The 15792-nt window shown below is 64.1% G+C and carries 17 protein-coding genes; 10 read left to right on the forward strand and 7 right to left on the reverse strand.

The features are described from left to right. The first annotated feature begins 32 nt into the window (after positions 1-32). From CH268_RS23185 to CH268_RS23200, 4 genes are all read left to right on the forward strand, one after another. Positions 33-983 (forward strand): alpha/beta hydrolase, encoded by a 951-nt coding sequence (locus CH268_RS23185; protein WP_094666018.1) that lies wholly within the window; start codon positions 33-35, stop codon positions 981-983. A gap of 42 nt (positions 984-1025) precedes the next feature. Continuing rightward, complete coding sequence (locus CH268_RS23190) at positions 1026-1559, forward strand: DUF6924 domain-containing protein (protein ID WP_027496150.1); 534 nt, start codon at positions 1026-1028, stop codon at positions 1557-1559. Between the two features lie 49 nt (positions 1560-1608). Further along, positions 1609-2667: a GGDEF domain-containing protein gene (locus CH268_RS23195; protein WP_094666019.1), complete on the forward strand. Its 1059-nt coding sequence runs from the start codon at positions 1609-1611 to the stop codon at positions 2665-2667. A gap of 63 nt (positions 2668-2730) precedes the next feature. Next, entirely contained in the window at positions 2731-4218 is a 1488-nt protein-coding gene (locus CH268_RS23200; RefSeq protein WP_094666020.1) for an FAD-dependent oxidoreductase, read from the forward strand. A 30-nt stretch (positions 4219-4248) separates the two neighbouring features. Here CH268_RS23200 and CH268_RS23205 read toward each other — a convergent pair whose 3' ends face one another. Then, the gene (locus CH268_RS23205) at positions 4249-4656 is read right to left on the reverse strand and encodes a DoxX family protein (RefSeq protein WP_094666195.1); all 408 of its coding nucleotides are present in this window, start codon (positions 4654-4656) and stop codon (positions 4249-4251) included. A 140-nt stretch (positions 4657-4796) separates the two neighbouring features. Here CH268_RS23205 and CH268_RS23210 point away from each other — a divergent pair, with 140 nt between their 5' ends. Then, on the forward strand, positions 4797-6083 hold the full coding sequence (locus CH268_RS23210; protein ID WP_094666021.1) for a competence/damage-inducible protein A: 1287 nt from the start codon (positions 4797-4799) through the stop codon (positions 6081-6083). A gap of 9 nt (positions 6084-6092) precedes the next feature. Here the strand turns inward: CH268_RS23210 and CH268_RS23215 are convergent, their stop codons facing one another. The 3 genes from CH268_RS23215 to CH268_RS23225 form a co-directional block, all read right to left on the reverse strand. Further along, positions 6093-6848 (reverse strand): alpha/beta fold hydrolase, encoded by a 756-nt coding sequence (locus tag CH268_RS23215; RefSeq protein WP_094666022.1) that lies wholly within the window; start codon positions 6846-6848, stop codon positions 6093-6095. A 79-nt stretch (positions 6849-6927) separates the two neighbouring features. Beyond that, positions 6928-7722: an SDR family NAD(P)-dependent oxidoreductase gene (locus CH268_RS23220; RefSeq protein WP_032383918.1), complete on the reverse strand. Its 795-nt coding sequence runs from the start codon at positions 7720-7722 to the stop codon at positions 6928-6930. A gap of 59 nt (positions 7723-7781) precedes the next feature. Further along, the gene (locus CH268_RS23225) at positions 7782-8456 is read right to left on the reverse strand and encodes a TetR/AcrR family transcriptional regulator (RefSeq protein ID WP_217900937.1); all 675 of its coding nucleotides are present in this window, start codon (positions 8454-8456) and stop codon (positions 7782-7784) included. Between the two features lie 156 nt (positions 8457-8612). On the opposite strand from CH268_RS23225, the gene CH268_RS23230 reads away from it, so the two are divergent. Both CH268_RS23230 and CH268_RS23235 read left to right on the forward strand, forming a co-directional pair. Next, positions 8613-9053 (forward strand): DUF3237 family protein, encoded by a 441-nt coding sequence (locus CH268_RS23230; protein WP_094666023.1) that lies wholly within the window; start codon positions 8613-8615, stop codon positions 9051-9053. A 32-nt stretch (positions 9054-9085) separates the two neighbouring features. Further along, positions 9086-10531, forward strand: a complete 1446-nt coding sequence (locus CH268_RS23235) for an amidase (RefSeq protein ID WP_094666024.1) — start codon at positions 9086-9088, stop codon at positions 10529-10531. Positions 10532-10552: 21 nt separating this feature from the next. On the opposite strand, the gene CH268_RS23240 is transcribed toward CH268_RS23235, so the two are convergent. Further along, positions 10553-11248: an SDR family NAD(P)-dependent oxidoreductase gene (locus CH268_RS23240; protein ID WP_094666025.1), complete on the reverse strand. Its 696-nt coding sequence runs from the start codon at positions 11246-11248 to the stop codon at positions 10553-10555. A 101-nt stretch (positions 11249-11349) separates the two neighbouring features. Between CH268_RS23240 and CH268_RS23245 the strand changes: the two genes are divergently transcribed. Beyond that, a complete protein-coding gene (locus CH268_RS23245) occupies positions 11350-12225 on the forward strand; it encodes a helix-turn-helix domain-containing protein (RefSeq protein WP_094666026.1) in 876 nt (291 codons plus the stop codon). Between the two features lie 31 nt (positions 12226-12256). On the opposite strand, the gene CH268_RS23250 is transcribed toward CH268_RS23245, so the two are convergent. Both CH268_RS23250 and CH268_RS23255 read right to left on the reverse strand, forming a co-directional pair. Continuing rightward, complete coding sequence (locus tag CH268_RS23250; RefSeq protein ID WP_094666027.1) at positions 12257-13636, reverse strand: alpha/beta hydrolase; 1380 nt, start codon at positions 13634-13636, stop codon at positions 12257-12259. A gap of 6 nt (positions 13637-13642) precedes the next feature. Next, positions 13643-14131 carry a nucleoside deaminase gene (locus tag CH268_RS23255; protein ID WP_094666028.1) on the reverse strand — a complete coding sequence of 163 codons (489 nt, stop codon included), beginning with the start codon at positions 14129-14131 and terminating at the stop codon, positions 13643-13645. A 167-nt stretch (positions 14132-14298) separates the two neighbouring features. Here CH268_RS23255 and CH268_RS23260 point away from each other — a divergent pair, with 167 nt between their 5' ends. Beyond that, the gene (locus tag CH268_RS23260; RefSeq protein WP_032401208.1) at positions 14299-14898 is read left to right on the forward strand and encodes a sulfite oxidase-like oxidoreductase; all 600 of its coding nucleotides are present in this window, start codon (positions 14299-14301) and stop codon (positions 14896-14898) included. A 1-nt stretch (position 14899) separates the two neighbouring features. After that, entirely contained in the window at positions 14900-15652 is a 753-nt protein-coding gene (locus CH268_RS23265) for a ferredoxin reductase (RefSeq protein WP_094666029.1), read from the forward strand. Positions 15653-15792 lie beyond the last annotated feature (140 nt).

Below are 15792 nucleotides of genomic sequence, written 5' to 3' on the forward strand. Positions count from 1 at the left end.
ATACAGTCTTTGCTGAACAGAGGAACAATCGCATGATCACCGACGACCACACCGGTTTCACCCGTACCGAGACGTCATTCCACTCGAACGGAGTTCGTTGCGCTGCTACGGTTTTCCGCCCACGCAGCCCGGCCTCCAACCGTCTGCCGGTGATTGTCATGGCCCACGGGTTCGGCAGTCCCCGAGCCATGCGCCTGTACGCCTACGCGGAGCGTTTCGTCGCGGCCGGTTACGTGGTGTGCGTCTTCGACTACCGGTTCTTCGGGGACAGCGAGGGCGAACCGCGCCAGCTGTTGGACGTGAACGAACAGCTCACCGACTGGCGAAACGCAGTCGACTTCGCTCGCTCATTGGACGGAGTCGACGAGAATCGAGTCGTCGCGTGGGGAACGTCGTTCGCCGGTGGCCACGTATTGACATTGGCGGGCAACGGGGTTCGATTCGCAGCCGTCATCGCCCAGGTTCCCCACATCGACGGCATTGCCGCTGTTCGCGCAACCGGATTGCGACAGGCTGTGCGGCTGGCTCCGGCCGCTATGTCCGACGGTGTGCGCGCTGTCCTCGGCCGATCGCCGCGCTACGTCGACAGCGTCGGACTACCCGGCCAACGAGCCGTGATGGTCTCGCCCGACGCGATGAAGGGGCGTGACCGTCTCGTCCTCGAGTCCGGACTGTCCGACGGCGACTACCCCGAAACCGTCGCTGCACGAATCCTTCTGAAGATCTGGCGCTACTCCCCCGGGAGAACGATGTCACGTATCGACTGCCCCACTTTGGTGCAGATTGCGTCCGAAGACACAGTGACCCCGGCGTCCGTCGCACAACGCGCCGCGGCAAAAGTCCGCGGTGCGACGGTTCGAACCTACGTAGGCGGTCATTTCGACCCGTACGTGGAGCCGCTGTTCTCCTCGGTGATCGGAGATCAGCTGACCTTCCTCGCCGATACTGTGCCCGTGCAACTCCGGGCTGTCCCCTCCGCCTGACCGCACGTTCGGCGCACCCCACAGTTCTCGGATTGGATCACCATGCCCGACGGCGCGAGCAGCTCCGAACTCTGGCTGTTGCGAACATATTTCGGTGAGGACGACGACGCCATCTGGACGTCCTTGACGGAGTCGGCGCGCAGCACACGATCTTCCGTCCCGGGTGCCGAGCTGGTCGTGTCGTCGGACCGAACACAGTGCCAGCAGCGCATTCGACGGGTCGTCGCACGACTGGCGACGCGCGCCGAGGCGAACGACGGACTGTATGTCGCGCTTGCCGACAAGCAGACGTTCGCGCGCCCGGATCGAACGCTGCTCACCATCGACTGTTCGGCGGTTCCGCGCAACGCCGAACGCATACCCTCGACTCGGATGGCTCCGGACAGTGCCTTCCGGTTGGGCATCGACGGGCATGCACCGAAGCTCGAACCGGCCCGGTTGCCGAAACCGAAACAGGCGCCTACGTTTCACCACTCCGAGCCACTCGCCGCCGACCTCGCCGACCGTGTCGGGGAGGCAGTCCGAGCCAGTCTGCGCTGGCGATCGGACATGACACGAGACGGTTTCGGTGGGTAGACATCGGGACTCACCGGCAAGACGTGCGCCCACCGAGCGACCGGCCGGCATGCGGGCGAACGACGAGACACCCGACCCGCTGCTGCGGACGGGGGTTGTCGTTCAGACACTGCTGTTCGGGCTGCTCGGCATCGGCACCACGTTCACGCAGGACGGCCCCACCGAAGGACTCGGCACCGTACTGACCTACGCCGTGTGCATCAGCACGATTCCCGTCGCCCGGATCATGAGCAAAGCCGAATTCGGGATGGACTGGTGGTCTCGCCGCGCACCCGTCAACAACTGGTTCGTCGTGTATTGCGAACTCGGTGTCACCGTGGTGACGGCAACCTACGCTGATCCTCTTGCAGCGCTTCAGGGTGCGATGCTTCTCGCACTGGTCGGTGCGTACGCCGCGCACTTCGCTCGACCGAAAGTGATCGGGTTCCACGTCGGGTGGAGCACGGTGTACATGCTCGTACTCGGATCTTCAGCGCTGGCGAAGACCCCTACCGACGCCGTATCGGTCGTCCTCCGAGTCGTCGTGGCCATCACGGTGATCAACGGCGCTGTCACGCTGCTGTCGGCGTTCTCACGAGCAGTACTGCACTCCTCTCGGGTTCATCTGTCCGACGCGATGACCGACCCACTGACCGGAGTGCTCAACCGGCGAGGCCTGGAAGCCAGAGCAGTCGGTGCCGGCAACGACCCCGTTCGTCCGGCCTTGTTGCTGATCGATATCGACCACTTCAAAGCCGTCAACGACCACCACGGCCACTCCGCGGGCGATGTCGCGTTGAGGCTGACGGCAATGCGATTGACCATGAGCGCCGGCCGACACGCGACGGTCTCACGACTGGGCGGCGACGAATTCGTCGTCCTCGTCTCGGATCCGACGCCGACGCTCGGCGAATTCGCCGAGCGCCTTCGACAGGCCGTCCATAACGTCGCAGACGACATCCCGATCACCGTCAGCGTCGGTGCCGCACTGCCACAGGTGGATCCACGCTCCACCCGCACCGTGTTCGACCGAACACTCGCCGCCGCCGACGAGGCTTTGTATCGCGCGAAACGCAACGGCCGCAATTGCGTCGCTCTTGCGCGTCCGCCCGGCGATATCGTTCACTGACGACGGCGTACGGCGATCTGGTTTTGCCGGGTTTCGCGACGACGAAGGCGGGAACTCGGTTGTATGCCGCCCAACTCACTCTGGCTCGACCGACCCGACCGCACGCCCTACCGCGCGATCGATTTCAGACAGAAGTACGACACCGTGGTCATCGGGGCCGGACTCACAGGTTTGGTCACCGCCCTGCTGTTCGCACGAGCCGGAGAACGCGTCGCGGTGCTCGAAGCCCGCACGATCGGCGCTGTCGCAACGGGAAACACGACAGCCAAGATCAGTGTTCTGCAGGGCACGAAGCTGTCGTCGATAGCGTCGAAACACTCGCAGCAGCAGGTGCGACGTTACGTGCAGGGCAACACTGCTGGGCAGCAATGGCTGCTCGACTACTGCGCGGAGCGGGGTATTGCTGTCCAACGCGAGACCGCGCATACGTACGCCACGACCAGCTCCGGTCTCACCGCCGTTCGCGATGAATTGCGCGTCGCTCTCGGTGCCGGACTGAACGCCTCCTACGGCACCGACACCGAACTTCCCTTCGACGTCGCCGGTGCCGTGTCTGTTCCGGACCAAGCTCAGTTCGATCCGATGGACGCCCTCATTGCCTTGGCTGAGGACGCCTCTAGCGCGGGTGCGGACATCACCGAAGGCACCCGAGCTCTCGGTGTGAGACGAAGGCTTCGTCACGTCGACGTCAAGACGGATCAGGGTCCACTCCGCGGGTCGCGGGTCGTCTTGGCCACTGGCACACCCATTCTCGATCGCGGTGCATTCTTCGCTCGAATGGAACCGATGCGGTCGTATGCCGCTGCGTACGAGATCGACGGCGACGTTCCACGCGGAATGTACCTCTCGGCCGACTCCCCCAGCCGATCGATCCGGTACGCGCCCACCCCGGCCGGCGATCTACTCCTCATCGGTGGAAACGACCACGTCGTCGGGCGCGAGTCTTCTCCGCAGGCCCAGGTGAACGACCTCGACGAATGGACCGCAGAGAACTTCCCCGGGGCCCGACGACGATACAGATGGTCTGCGCAGGATTACGGGTCGATCGACGCGCTGCCGTACGCCGGACCACTGCTGCCCGGCGACGATCGCATCTGGGTCGCCACCGGGTACGACAAATGGGGAATGACGAACGCCGCGGCGTCCGCGCTCGTTCTTGCACAGCGGGCGTTCGGCGGTCGAACCGACTGGGCCGGCGCGTACGACAGCTGGAATCTGCGCCAACTCACCGGCATCGTCGACGCGATCCGTATCAATGCCAACGTGGGACTGAACATGACGAAAGGATGGGCGAAGCCGATCACCGGGGGCTCGAAAACCCCACTGGTCGAGGGTCAGGGCCACGTCGAGCCCGGCATCGCACCGAAGGCTGTCTGCACCGTCGACGGCGTCACCCACCGCGTGTCTGCGGTGTGCCCACACCTCGGCGGCATCGTGGCGTGGAACGATGCCGAAAAGTCCTGGGACTGCCCGCTGCACGGTTCGCGTTTCGCTGCCGACGGCTCCGTGTTGGAGGGTCCCGTCACGTCGGGTCTGAATCCGTTGTCCTGACCCTTACATGTGTCGACAGGCGGCGTCTCGCTACCGCACTATCGGCACGACCTGACGCACCTTCGGATCCCGTAGGTACAGCGCACCCCATGCAAGAATCCCGACGTAGACCGCGAACAGGACCGTGCTGAAGAGCGGCTTGTCGACCCGCCAGTTGGTGAGAACGGCACCACCGAGATAGCCGGTCAGGAGAACGGCACCCAGAAATGCGGTGCGCGGCACCACGTACAGCACCAAGCACACCAGTAGCACGACGCCGATGACGGGCGTCATCTCGTCGCGCAGCCCCAATTCCACCGTCGCGTCTTTCACCTGCTGCACATTCAGCAATTTGCCGACGATATCGAAGATCAGAAACAGCGCCAGCAGGCCGGTGAGGACCCAGCCGACGCGCGCAGCGGTACGTGACGTGGTTGCAGGAGTGGTCGTCGTGGTCATGATGTTCTCCGATGTTCGAGATGCACGATGTCGCCGGTATCGACTGCCGTCGGTACGGAAACTCACCGCGGCCCCGGATTCGGTGTCGATCGAACCACCGTCACGAGTCCACTCGAACCCGGTGACAGTAAAGTCGAAGAATGTCAGTGCGAGCAGGTGTTGTGGTTACGGGAACCGAGGTTCTTTCGGGTCGGGTGTCCGACAGGAACGGCCCATGGGTCGCCCAACGTCTCTTGGAACTGGGCGTCGACGTCGCCCACATCACCGTGTGCGGGGACAGGCCCGATGATCTCACCGCACAACTTCGTTTCCTCGCCGATCAGCGTATGGACCTCATTGTCACCACTGGTGGGTTGGGGCCGACCGCCGACGATCTCACGGTCGCGACCGTTGCCGCGTTGTACGGTCGAGAACTGCAACTCGACGTCGAACTCGAGGAGCGCATCCAGCAGATCGTGCAGCGTTGGCGGAGCCGCCTGAGTTCCTCGACCGATTCGGAGCCCCTTCTCGCGGGCATCCGCAAGCAAGCCATGGTTCCGCAAGGCGCGCTGTCCATTTCGCCGACCGGCACTGCTCCCGGCGTCGCGATACCAGCGAGTGACTCCGGGATGCTGCCTGCGGTTCTGATTCTGCCGGGCCCACCGCGCGAACTACAGGCCATGTGGCCCGAAGCTGTGCAGACAGCGCCGGTCTCGCGAGTGTTGGCCAGGAGTACTGCGGTTCGCCAGGACACCATCCGCGCGTACGGTCTGTCGGAGGCCGACCTCGCGGCGACCCTACGAACAGCGGAGCGCGAGATAACGGGATTCGGCGACCTCGAGATCACCACCTGCCTGCGCCAGGGTGAACTCGAAATGGTGACGCGCTATGCAGAATCAGCGGCGGCCGCATACTCCGACGTCGCAGCACTTATCGAGAAACACTATTGCTCACAGGTCTTTTCGACCGACGGATCTACTATCGACGACATCGTGGCGAGTCGCTTGACGGGCCGTCGCATCGCAACGGCAGAATCGTGCACGGGCGGCATGATCGCCGCTCGTCTCACCGACCGTGCCGGGTCGTCGGCATATGTGATCGGCGCGGTGGTGTCGTATGCAAACGAAGCGAAGACCGAACTTCTCGGTGTTCCAGCCGAGGTCATCGACCAGCACGGAGCCGTGAGCGAACCGGTGGCTGCACTGATGGCGGAGGGCGCGCTGAACCGGGTGGGTGTCGACATCGCTGTCTCGACCAGTGGCATCGCAGGCCCCGGCGGTGGCACCGAACTCAAGCCCGTCGGCACCGTGTGCTTCGCGATTGCCGTCCGCGATCAGCCGACCGTCACCCGGACACTTCGACTGCCCGGTGACAGGGCAAGTGTGCGTTCGCTTTCCACCACCGCAGCGATGCACATGCTCGCCGACGCCCTGGAGCCGACGATCTGATTCTTGTGGTCAACGACCGACGATGGACTCCTCGATCGTCTTCGCCACCAGTGCCGCATCGTCGATCATCGGCACATGGCCGACGTTTGCCAGCGTGACGAAATGCGCCCCGGGTAGCCGCTGACGGGCCGCAGGGACGAAATGTTCGGGCGGGAAGATGCGGTCTCCACTCGACCACGCCACGGTGACAGGGCACGGCATTTCGGCGAACGGTGCCACGCTCTCGCGGGTGTTCAACAGGTCGTGAGTCGCATCGCATCCGACGAGGTCTTCGAACGATGCGGCAGCCTGCTGGTGCGTCATCTGCTTGCCGCGCAACGCAATATCACGCATGGCGAGCTGGCGAACGAACCCGAACCGCATCAGCGGCGGCATCAGCGAGCTGGTGGCGTCGGCCAGCTTCTTGGTTCGGATCAACGTCGCCCGACTCTTACCCGGATCGGCGTCGGGCTCCCAGAAACCGGCGGGCGAGAGCGCGCACACCGACCGGGCCCGGCCTCTGCGAGCGAGCTCGATACCCATCCACCCTCCCATCGAATTGCCCGCGATGTGCACGGTGTCGAGACCACGATCATCGAGCAGCTGCTCTGTCACATCGGTCAGAGCACCGATACTCGCGTGATCGAGACGATGTCCACCGCGATGACCCGCTGCGGTCGGGACGACGAGGTCGTAGTTCCTCTCGAGCAACGGTGCGACGGTGTCCCACGCTCGAGCCGACATCGTCACTCCGTGCAGCAACAGAAGTGGAGGTTTGGTGCTCATCGATTTCTCTCGTTTCGTCGAGGGTGCCAGCTCCGCGTCGCCGTCGAGTATCCGCTACTCGACGTTGGGGTTCGAGTAGTCACGCGTGCGTGCCGCGGCCTCGCTCTTCGGCGATGGAGTTACCGCCGTCGACAACGAGGACCTGGCCGGTAATGTACGACGCCGATGCGGATGCGAGGAATGCGACGAGTGCCGCGACTTCGTCGGGCCTTCCGGAACGCCCCAGCGGGCTGGCCGCTCCCATTGCGTTTTCGTGTTCGGTTGCCGATCCCGTCGCGATCCAGCCTGGCGCAACGATATTGGCAGTGATTCCGCGATGCGCGTTATCGATCGCTATCGACCGCGTCAAACCCACCAATGCCGCCTTGGCAGCGTGGTACGAGGCATCTCCTCCGTAGGCCATCACCGAGCCGGATACCGACCCTACGTTCACGATTCGTCCGAACCGCTGCTCCGCCATGGGCTCGAGCGCGGCGCGGGTGACGAAGAAGTTCGTGTCGAGGTTGCGTGAAATTGCCGCGTGCCACTGATCGTCCGAGGTCAGCTCGGCCGGAGTTTGTTCTTCACTGCCCGTTGTTGCGGTCATGCCCGCGTTGTTCACCAATACATCTACCCGGCCGAACTGTTCGACTGCGTCGTTCACCAGTCGCTTCGCGGTCGACGAGTCGGTGAGATCGCCGACGAAGCCGATCACCTGCGCACCGGTAGCAGTCAACTCCGCAACACGGAGCTCGATCCGCGACGACGTAGCAGCGATGACGAGCGAGTGTGTTGCCGCCAATGCTCGTGCGCAGGCGAACCCGATACCGTCGGGGCCGCCTGCACCCGTCACCACCGCTACGGGCCTATCGATCTGGGCCGCAGTCGAAACCATGAGTCGAGCACCTCCACAATCGAACGAGCGAACGATGAAACCCCCGGGGGGGGAAGGACCTACTCTCGGTCCCTCGAAGCAAGAGCCTCGAGCGCGTCGAGGTACATCTCGATCTGCTTGGCGAACACCTCTTCGTAATTCATCCGTGCCAGTTCGGCTTTGGCTTGCTCCGCATACGGGAACTTCTCGGGATGCTTCGGGGCGTAGACCTGGACCCACCCTTCCTCCACTTCGCGCGGGTCCGACGCACTGAGCCGAGCGCCCTCGGCACTGACCGAACCGAGAACCAGATTCGCGAAGACCTGATACTGGATCACCGCGGCACGGCCTCGCAAACCGGCCATGTGCATCGCCCGAAGAACCCATTCGACGGCCCTGAGTTCGTTCGGTCCGTTGGTTATCAGGAAGAACGTGGCAGCGGCCGCCGCCGGGTGCGCCGTCGTCGTTCGCCACGCACGCCACGCGAGATCTTCGAGATCCGCGCGCCAGTCGTCGGTCGGCTCGTAGCCGTCCAGAGACAGCTCGTCGAGATGATCGGCCACTGCGGTGAGCAGGTCGTGGCGACTTGCGAAGTGTCGGTACACCGCCGTCGGGGACGCCTTCAACTCGTCACCCAGTCGCGAGAATTTCAACGACGGCTCGCCCTCGGTGTCGAGAATTCTCAATGCCGCGGCAATTATTTCCTCCTGCGACAGCGATCCCCTCTTGCGACGCTTGCGTACGTCCGCACTCATCGGCACATCCCTTCGCGTCCGACGCATCGAGCGCGTTCGGACGTGTTTCCGTCTCGCTCTGACGCAATTTCCTTAGTGAATGCTATTGACTATCACCGTGACTATGACCATAGTCACTGCAACACCAAAAAGATACGACCCGAGACAGGACGAGCCATGGACGCCCCCACGGCACCCGAGCTGCGATTCACATTCCGCATCGTCGCCGACACCGGCCCCTACCTACCCCTCGAACAACGAGCCACCGAGCTGCTCGAGTTCATTCCCATCATCGGCGGAACCATCGAAGGCGATGTTTCCGGAACCATCATTCCCGGCGGTGGTGACTGGTGCCTGACTCGCGCGGACGACGCCTACCGGGTCGAAGCGCGATACCTGATTCGTACCGATCAGGACGACATCGTCGACGTGGTCAACCTCGGGATAGTCCGTCACCTCCCCGGTGAGTCCGGCGAAGAGATGGGCTACTTCCAGTCCACTCCCCGATTTCGGACGACGTCACCACGACTTCAGTGGCTCACGCGTTCGGTGTTCGTGGGCCGCGCTACGTCCCACGCAACCGGCACCACGATCGACGTCTTCGAAGTTCTGGCCTGATCACTCCCGTCCCACTCCACAGGAGGCACAGCATGACTCAGGCACACCCCGTTCTCTGGACGCTCAGCGCCCGCGAGATAGCGCGACTCGTTCGTACTCGCGCAGTGACCGCACGCGAGGTGATCGACGCGCACCTCGACCGCATCGCCGAGGCCAACGGTCACCTCGGCGCTCTCACCGTCGTATTCCACGACCGCGCACGCGAACTCGCGGACACCATCGATCGCCGAATCGCCGACGGTGAGGATGTCGGTGACCTCGCAGGGGTACCGATCTCTGTGAAGGAGAACATCGACCTGACGTGGTCTGCGTCGACGCAAGGCTGGACCTTCCTCGCGGATGCGATTCCGACGTCGGATTCGACAATGGTCCGACGGCTGATGGAAGCAGGCGCGATCCCGATCGGCCGGGGAAACATGCCCGACACCGGATTGCGTTGGGACACCGACAACGAACTCTTCGGGCGGACCTACAACCCCTGGGATCGTGACCGAGTCGCCGGCGGCTCCAGCGGCGGAGACAGCGTCGCCGTGGCCACCGGCATGTCCGTCATCGGACTCGGCAACGACTACGGCGGATCTCTACGATTGCCGGCCTACGCTGCCGGTATCTGCGCACTGCGACCGTCGGCTGGCCGTGTGCCGGCACCCTCACCCGTCGAGGCCTGGCCACTGACTGAGCAGTTCTTCGCTGTGAACGGACCGATCGCTCGCCGGGTCGACGACCTGGACACCGCCTTCTCGCTGATGCACGGGTCGGACGGCCTGGATCCGATGGCGTCCTCGATTCCCCACCCGGCCACCTACGACGGCGTACGACGCGTCGCCGTCACGCGCGATCCCGCCGGGTGGGGTGTGGACCCGCAAGTGGCCGAGGCAATCTCGATAGCTGCCGATGCTCTGGCCGCTGCGGGGTGGGAGGTCGTCGAGGCCGAGGCACCCATGATCGAGGAAGGTGCGGTGCTGTGGCGTCGGCTCTCGGTCACCGAGTTCGTCGGCAATTTCCAGCCCGACAGCGGTGCCGAGCCCCTCGGCGCGGGCGCAACGCAGTATTTCCTCGACAACTCCTCGGAGACCGAGGTCTACGAGTCGATCGCGGAGTACAAGGCTGCGTGGGGTCAGCGTGTGCTGATTTCGGCAGCGTGGGAGAGGTTTCACGCCGAGTACCCGATCGTGTTGGGCCCGGTCTCGGCGCGGCGGATGACTGCCGTCGGCTACGACTTGTCCGGTCCCGAAGCGACCACGCAACTGTGGCGTGATCACCGGTTACTGGTGACGGTCAACCTCCTCGGCCTGCCCTCGGTCGCCGTGCCCACCGGGCTCGACTCGGACGGCATCCCGTCCGGAGTTCAGCTGATCGCTCCACGCAACGGCGACCACATCGCACTCGCGGCAGCCCGAGCCGTCGAGCAGAGCGTCGGAACGTTCACTCCGCTGAAGAAGCCGGCGGGGATGGACCTGCAGAGTGTGATCGGCTGACGCTGACTGCCGCGGAACCGGTCACCAGCTGACGGTTCCGTGGCGGTCGATGAACCGCCCGGATCCGTGGCCGGGCCCTTCGGTGGCGAGCTGCACGATGGCGTCGGTCCCCTCGGTGACGGTTTGCGGCCCGCTGTTTCCGTTGAATTCGGTTGCGGTGTAGCCCGGATCGGCGGCATTGATGCGAATGTCACTCAGGCCCTTGGCATACTGCGTCGTCAGCATCGTGACAGCCGACTTCGACGCGGTGTAGGCCGGAGCAATCACGCTGGATTCGACGCGAGACGGATCGTGTGTCGCCGCGAACGAACCCATTCCACTGCTGACGTTGACGATGACGGGATCGGTGGAGCGGCGCAGTAGTGGAAGGAATGCTGTTGTGGTTCGGACGATTCCGAGGACGTTGACATCGAGTACCGACTGCACATCCTCGGCGGTCAGTTCTTCGATGGCGCTGTGCGGTCCGGGAACGCCCGCGTTGTTGATCAGTACGTCGACAACCCCCTCCTGCCGTTGTACGTCCGCAGCTGCCGATGCGACGGATTCGGCATCGGTGACGTCGATTCGAACGAACCGAGCGCCCAACGCTGCTGCAGCATTCCTACCCCGCTCGGCGTCACGTGCTCCGAGGATCACGGTGTGGCCCTGATCGATCAGTCGGCGCGCGGTTTCGTAACCTAGGCCCTTGTTTGCTCCGGTGATGAATGTGATGGTCATGGCCCCAGTGTTCAGGTCGACCGGCGTGTGCTCCAGGCACGCCTGGACGGTAGGACAATCGGTACCACCCTCACACCCGCCCGAAGAGTGACAATGGAGTCGTGACCTCGACAACGGACGGACTCGGCGCGACGATCAGATCGTGGCGTGATCGACTCTCACCCGATGCTGTCGGACTGACGACCGGACGCTCTCGACGGGCCACGGGGCTCCGACGCGAGGACCTCGCCGATCTCGCGGGCATCTCCGTGGACTACGTAGTGCGGCTCGAACAGGGACGAGCGACGACACCGTCGGTGCAGGTGGTGTCGTCCTTGGCGCGGGCTCTCCAGCTGACTCTTCCCGAGCGAGACCATTTCTACCGCTTGGCCGGCCACATTCCGCCGGCCGACGGGACTATCTCCGACCACATTCCGCCCGGAGTGCGGCGGGTTGTCGGCCGACTCGACGAGGGTGCAGTTGCCGTCTTCGCCGCCGATTGGCAACTGCTCTGGTGGAACCGGAGTTGGGCCGCGCTGGTCGGTGATCCGTCGTCCGTCTCGCACTCCAAGAGAAACTTCGCTCGTGACTGTTTCCCCGTCGGCGCGGACACACCCGGAATGTCCGCCTGGCCGGTGACGCCGTCCGGCGGCGACGCAGCAGTCCGAGCTGCCGTGGTGTCCGACCTTCGGCGAGCCACCGGGCGGTTTCCCAGAGACTCGAGACTGAGGGGCCTGATCGAAGAATTACGCACCGGCAGTTCAGAATTCGAGTCTCTGTGGTCGGTCGGTGCCGTCGGTTCACATCGCGAGGATCACAAAGTGGTCCACCATCCGACCGTCGGACCGATCACCGTCGACTGCGACGTACTCACCGACGGAGACGCGGAGCTGAAAATCGTCATCATGACCGCCGCCCCCGGATCGGAAGACGAAACGAAACTCCGGTTGGCCGCCGTTTCCGGTTCGGTCGGCCGGATACGGGTGCCAGTGCAGTAGCGGCCAGGCGAGTGCGTCAGCGACTGCTCTGCTATCCGACGATGCCGCGGAGGAACTCGATCCTGAGCCGGTTGTACTCGTCGGTCCACTGCGAGCCCGTGGTCATGAATGCATGCTCGAGGGTCCCCTCGTTCTTGCTGTATAGATTCAAGCGATTGGCGACGCCCATTCTGTCCAGCTTCGCGCTCAGTTCGGCCGCCTGATCGGGGAACGTGCCGGTGTTGCCGTCGGCGATGAAGCTCGGCGGGAAGTCGGAGGTGGCGTTCTCCGTGACGTTTGCGCGCGCCAGCCAATCGGCATCGGTGGTGTCGAGGTAGCTGCGTGCACCGATGTCGTACAGAAAGCCGTTCGACGGACTCGGAGATTGCGGCGAGCCGGCCCTCCCCACATCGAGGACTGCACTGTCGAACACCAAGGCCTTCAACGCGCTTCGATCCATCGTGGGTTCGATGCCCAGCGCCCGTGCGTAGTCGGGGTTGGTCCGAACATTGGCGTAGCTACCCACGATCTGACCACCCGCGCTGCTTCCGGCGAGCACGACGCGGCTCATGTCCAAGCCGTATCGGTCGGCGTTCGTTTCCAAGAACTGTAGAGCCTCACCCAACTGGATCGTCTGCGTGGGAAAACGGTATTCCGGTGCGAACGCATAATTCACCGACACCAGGTTGAAACCGGCGTCGAGTACGGGGCCCGCCCCCGACGCGAAATATGGGTTGTCCGTCCCGAGTTCGGAATCACCGTCGGCCTTGTCCCCCGCTATCCATCCCCCGCCGTGCACCATGACGTACGTGGGACGGCTGACCGACGGATCGTTGTCGGCGATGTAGATGTCGAGAAACGAATTGGGAAGCGTCGAGCCGTATTCGATGTCATTGGTGCGACCTGCTCCGTTCACTACCGACGTCGCTGTCGGCGCGGCAGAAACGAAGGAATTGCTCTGCCCCAACGACTGCAGCGCTCGAACCAGCGGCGCTGGACTGGCGGCCGTAGTGATCGTCACTGCGGAAACCACCAACGCAATCGAGGCAGCGAGGCCGGCCGGTACGGCGAGAACCACCCGGCGAGTGCCATCCGAGGAGCCCGCCCACGCCGATCCGAGCAGAAAGAACCCGAGCGCAGTCCCCGCGGTTGCGCTCACGACCCACAGCGCGTGAAAGGGCGTCACCAACCAGGCGACCTGAGCGACCACGGTCACTGCACCGAGCGAAGTTCCTACGGCTACATGCTTTCTGGCATCGGACGCGACGAGACAGGTGGCCACGACGGCCACCACGATGACCCACAATCCCACCGCGAACTGCTGACGGATCAGAAGACACTGGAGCCACGCGAGTGCAACACCGATACCACCGGTCATCACGAGTGCCGATGTCGACGTTCTCGTTCGGCGGCCTTCGAAGATTTCGCTCACCCTTCGCTACGCCGTGGACGTGTGACGTTGCCTGTGCAGGTCACGGACAGCGTCGCTGAACTCGGCGACCGGCCCGTCGACCACTGCTCCCGGCACGACCTGCGTGATGGTGAGCGGCGTGATCGCGAGCGGCGCAGCACCGAATTCTTCCAGCCACGTGAGCAATTGGGCTGTCGAGGTGGCGTAGACGATACGTCCGAGCCCGACAATTCCGTGGCTCGCCGCGCACATCGCACAGTGCTCACCGGAGGTGTATACCGTCGACGATCGTCGCTCACTGGGGTTCAGATTGGTCGCAGCCCACCGTGACAGAGCGATCTCGGGGTGCTGGGTGGGATCGTGTCGATCGCCGACGCGATTGCGATCTTCCGCAAGCACTTCACCGCTTCCCGACACCAGCACCGAACCGAACGGATCGTTGCCCGTACTCACTGCGGCCGACGCCAGATCCACAGCACGCGCCAGAAATGCACGGTCGGCGGCGGAAATACTCATGCCGCACCACATGGTGCGTCGACGATAGAAGTGTCCACACCTCGACCGTACCGGTACGAAGCACGGCGAACTCCGCATCGATCCCACGTGCTCCCCCCGAAGCGCAGGTAGCCGACACCGTCACCCGACTTGTCAGACTCGCGACAACGAGCGCACAATTCTTCACCATGGCACTGATCTCGAAGGGCTTCGTGGGCCGACGACGCGGCGACGACGGGCGCACTCCCCCCGGTCAGTATCTGACCAAGGATTTTCCCGTCCTCGCGATCGGGCCTGCGCCCGTGGTCGCGACCGACACGTGGTCGTTCTCGGTCACCACCGAACGGGGCGACACTCGCAGTTGGACCTGGGACGAATTCGCGGCACTTCCGCACGAGACTCCGACCGTCGACATTCACTGCGTCACCAAGTGGTCGAAGCTCGACACCACGTGGAAGGGCGTGAGCCTGGACGTTCTGTTGGACGGTCTCGACACCGATGCCGGGTACGTCGTGGTGCACGGCTTCGACGGTTACACCACCAATCTCCCCCTCGAAGATCTCAGGGACGGGAAGGCCTGGCTGGTCACCGAGTTCGACGGTGCTCCCCTGGCTCGCGAACACGGCGGTCCGGCAAGGCTTCTCGTTCCGCATCTGTACTTCTGGAAATCGGCCAAGTGGATCTCACGCATCGAGCTCACCCTGGAGAACGAACAAGGTTTCTGGGAGCGTGGTGGGTACCACGACTACGGAGACCCGTGGCGCGAGCAGCGCTACCAGGGCGACTGACGTGACTTCGGCGGCTGGGGCGAAACCCTGGCTCGTTGCTACGGCTGCGGCCGTGCGGCGTGAGACACCCACCGCGTCCACCCTTGTTCTCGACGTCGACGGTTGGCCCGGCCATCTCGCCGGGCAGCACGTGGACGTCAAGCTCACCGCCGAGGACGGCTACAGCGCACAGCGCAGCTACTCCTTGGCCTCGGCACCCGACGGCACGTCGCGTATCGAGATCGCCGTGCAGAACGTCGCGGACGGTGAGGTGTCGCCCTACTTGGTCGAGTCCGTCGAGGTCGGCGATCGCATCGAAATCCGCGGGCCGGTGGGTCGATGGTTCGTCTGGCGGCCGTCCCAACCGTCGGAGACCCCGTCTCCGCCGATTCTGTTGGTGGGTGGTGGTTCCGGCATCGTCCCGCTCCGCGCCATGGTTCGCGCGCAGGCGTCTGCGACGGGCGGGCGGGTGCCCTTCCGAGTGTTGTACTCCGTGCGCGAACCAGCAGAGGTGTACTTCGCGGACGAGTGGGCTCACCCTCCGGCGGGAGTGGACGTCACGATGATCCACACGCGGCGTGCTCCTGCCGGCAGCACACGGCCACTCGGTCGAATCACGTTGAAAGACATCGACGCTCACGGATGGCCGGCGGAGTTCGAGCCGCGCTGCTACATCTGCGGGCCCACGAGCTTCGTCGACACGGTCGCGGACATGTTGGTGGCGCGGGGTCACTCGGCTGGGAACATCCGAACAGAGCGTTTCGGACCGAGCTGACGCCGACTGTCGCCATCCCCGCGCAGATTCGTATGCGACACGTGCCGCGGTTTCACCCGGCTACCGTGAACAAATGACGATGTCGCAGCCCAGGTTGCCTGCCATAGGCTTTCCTCGTGTCGAACCGACCTCGTGAGTTC

This window comes from Rhodococcus sp. 06-1460-1B (assembly GCF_002258475.1).
GTDB lineage: Bacteria > Actinomycetota > Actinomycetes > Mycobacteriales > Mycobacteriaceae > Rhodococcoides > Rhodococcoides fascians.

Bases quoted from the DNA above. Each gene is read 5' to 3' on its own strand.
- CH268_RS23185 (WP_094666018.1), top strand. From the start codon at position 33: ATGATCACCGACGACCACACCGGTTTCACCCGTACCGAGACGTCATTC.
- CH268_RS23190 (WP_027496150.1), top strand. From the start codon at position 1,026: ATGCCCGACGGCGCGAGCAGCTCCGAACTCTGGCTGTTGCGAACATAT.
- CH268_RS23195 (WP_094666019.1), top strand. From the start codon at position 1,609: ATGCGGGCGAACGACGAGACACCCGACCCGCTGCTGCGGACGGGGGTT.
- CH268_RS23200 (WP_094666020.1), top strand. From the start codon at position 2,731: ATGCCGCCCAACTCACTCTGGCTCGACCGACCCGACCGCACGCCCTAC.
- CH268_RS23205 (WP_094666195.1), bottom strand. From the start codon at position 4,656: ATGACCACGACGACCACTCCTGCAACCACGTCACGTACCGCTGCGCGC.
- CH268_RS23210 (WP_094666021.1), top strand. From the start codon at position 4,797: ATGTCAGTGCGAGCAGGTGTTGTGGTTACGGGAACCGAGGTTCTTTCG.
- CH268_RS23215 (WP_094666022.1), bottom strand. From the start codon at position 6,848: ATGAGCACCAAACCTCCACTTCTGTTGCTGCACGGAGTGACGATGTCG.
- CH268_RS23220 (WP_032383918.1), bottom strand. From the start codon at position 7,722: ATGGTTTCGACTGCGGCCCAGATCGATAGGCCCGTAGCGGTGGTGACG.
- CH268_RS23225 (WP_217900937.1), bottom strand. From the start codon at position 8,456: ATGAGTGCGGACGTACGCAAGCGTCGCAAGAGGGGATCGCTGTCGCAG.
- CH268_RS23230 (WP_094666023.1), top strand. From the start codon at position 8,613: ATGGACGCCCCCACGGCACCCGAGCTGCGATTCACATTCCGCATCGTC.
- CH268_RS23235 (WP_094666024.1), top strand. From the start codon at position 9,086: ATGACTCAGGCACACCCCGTTCTCTGGACGCTCAGCGCCCGCGAGATA.
- CH268_RS23240 (WP_094666025.1), bottom strand. From the start codon at position 11,248: ATGACCATCACATTCATCACCGGAGCAAACAAGGGCCTAGGTTACGAA.
- CH268_RS23255 (WP_094666028.1), bottom strand. From the start codon at position 14,131: ATGAGTATTTCCGCCGCCGACCGTGCATTTCTGGCGCGTGCTGTGGAT.
- CH268_RS23260 (WP_032401208.1), top strand. From the start codon at position 14,299: ATGGCACTGATCTCGAAGGGCTTCGTGGGCCGACGACGCGGCGACGAC.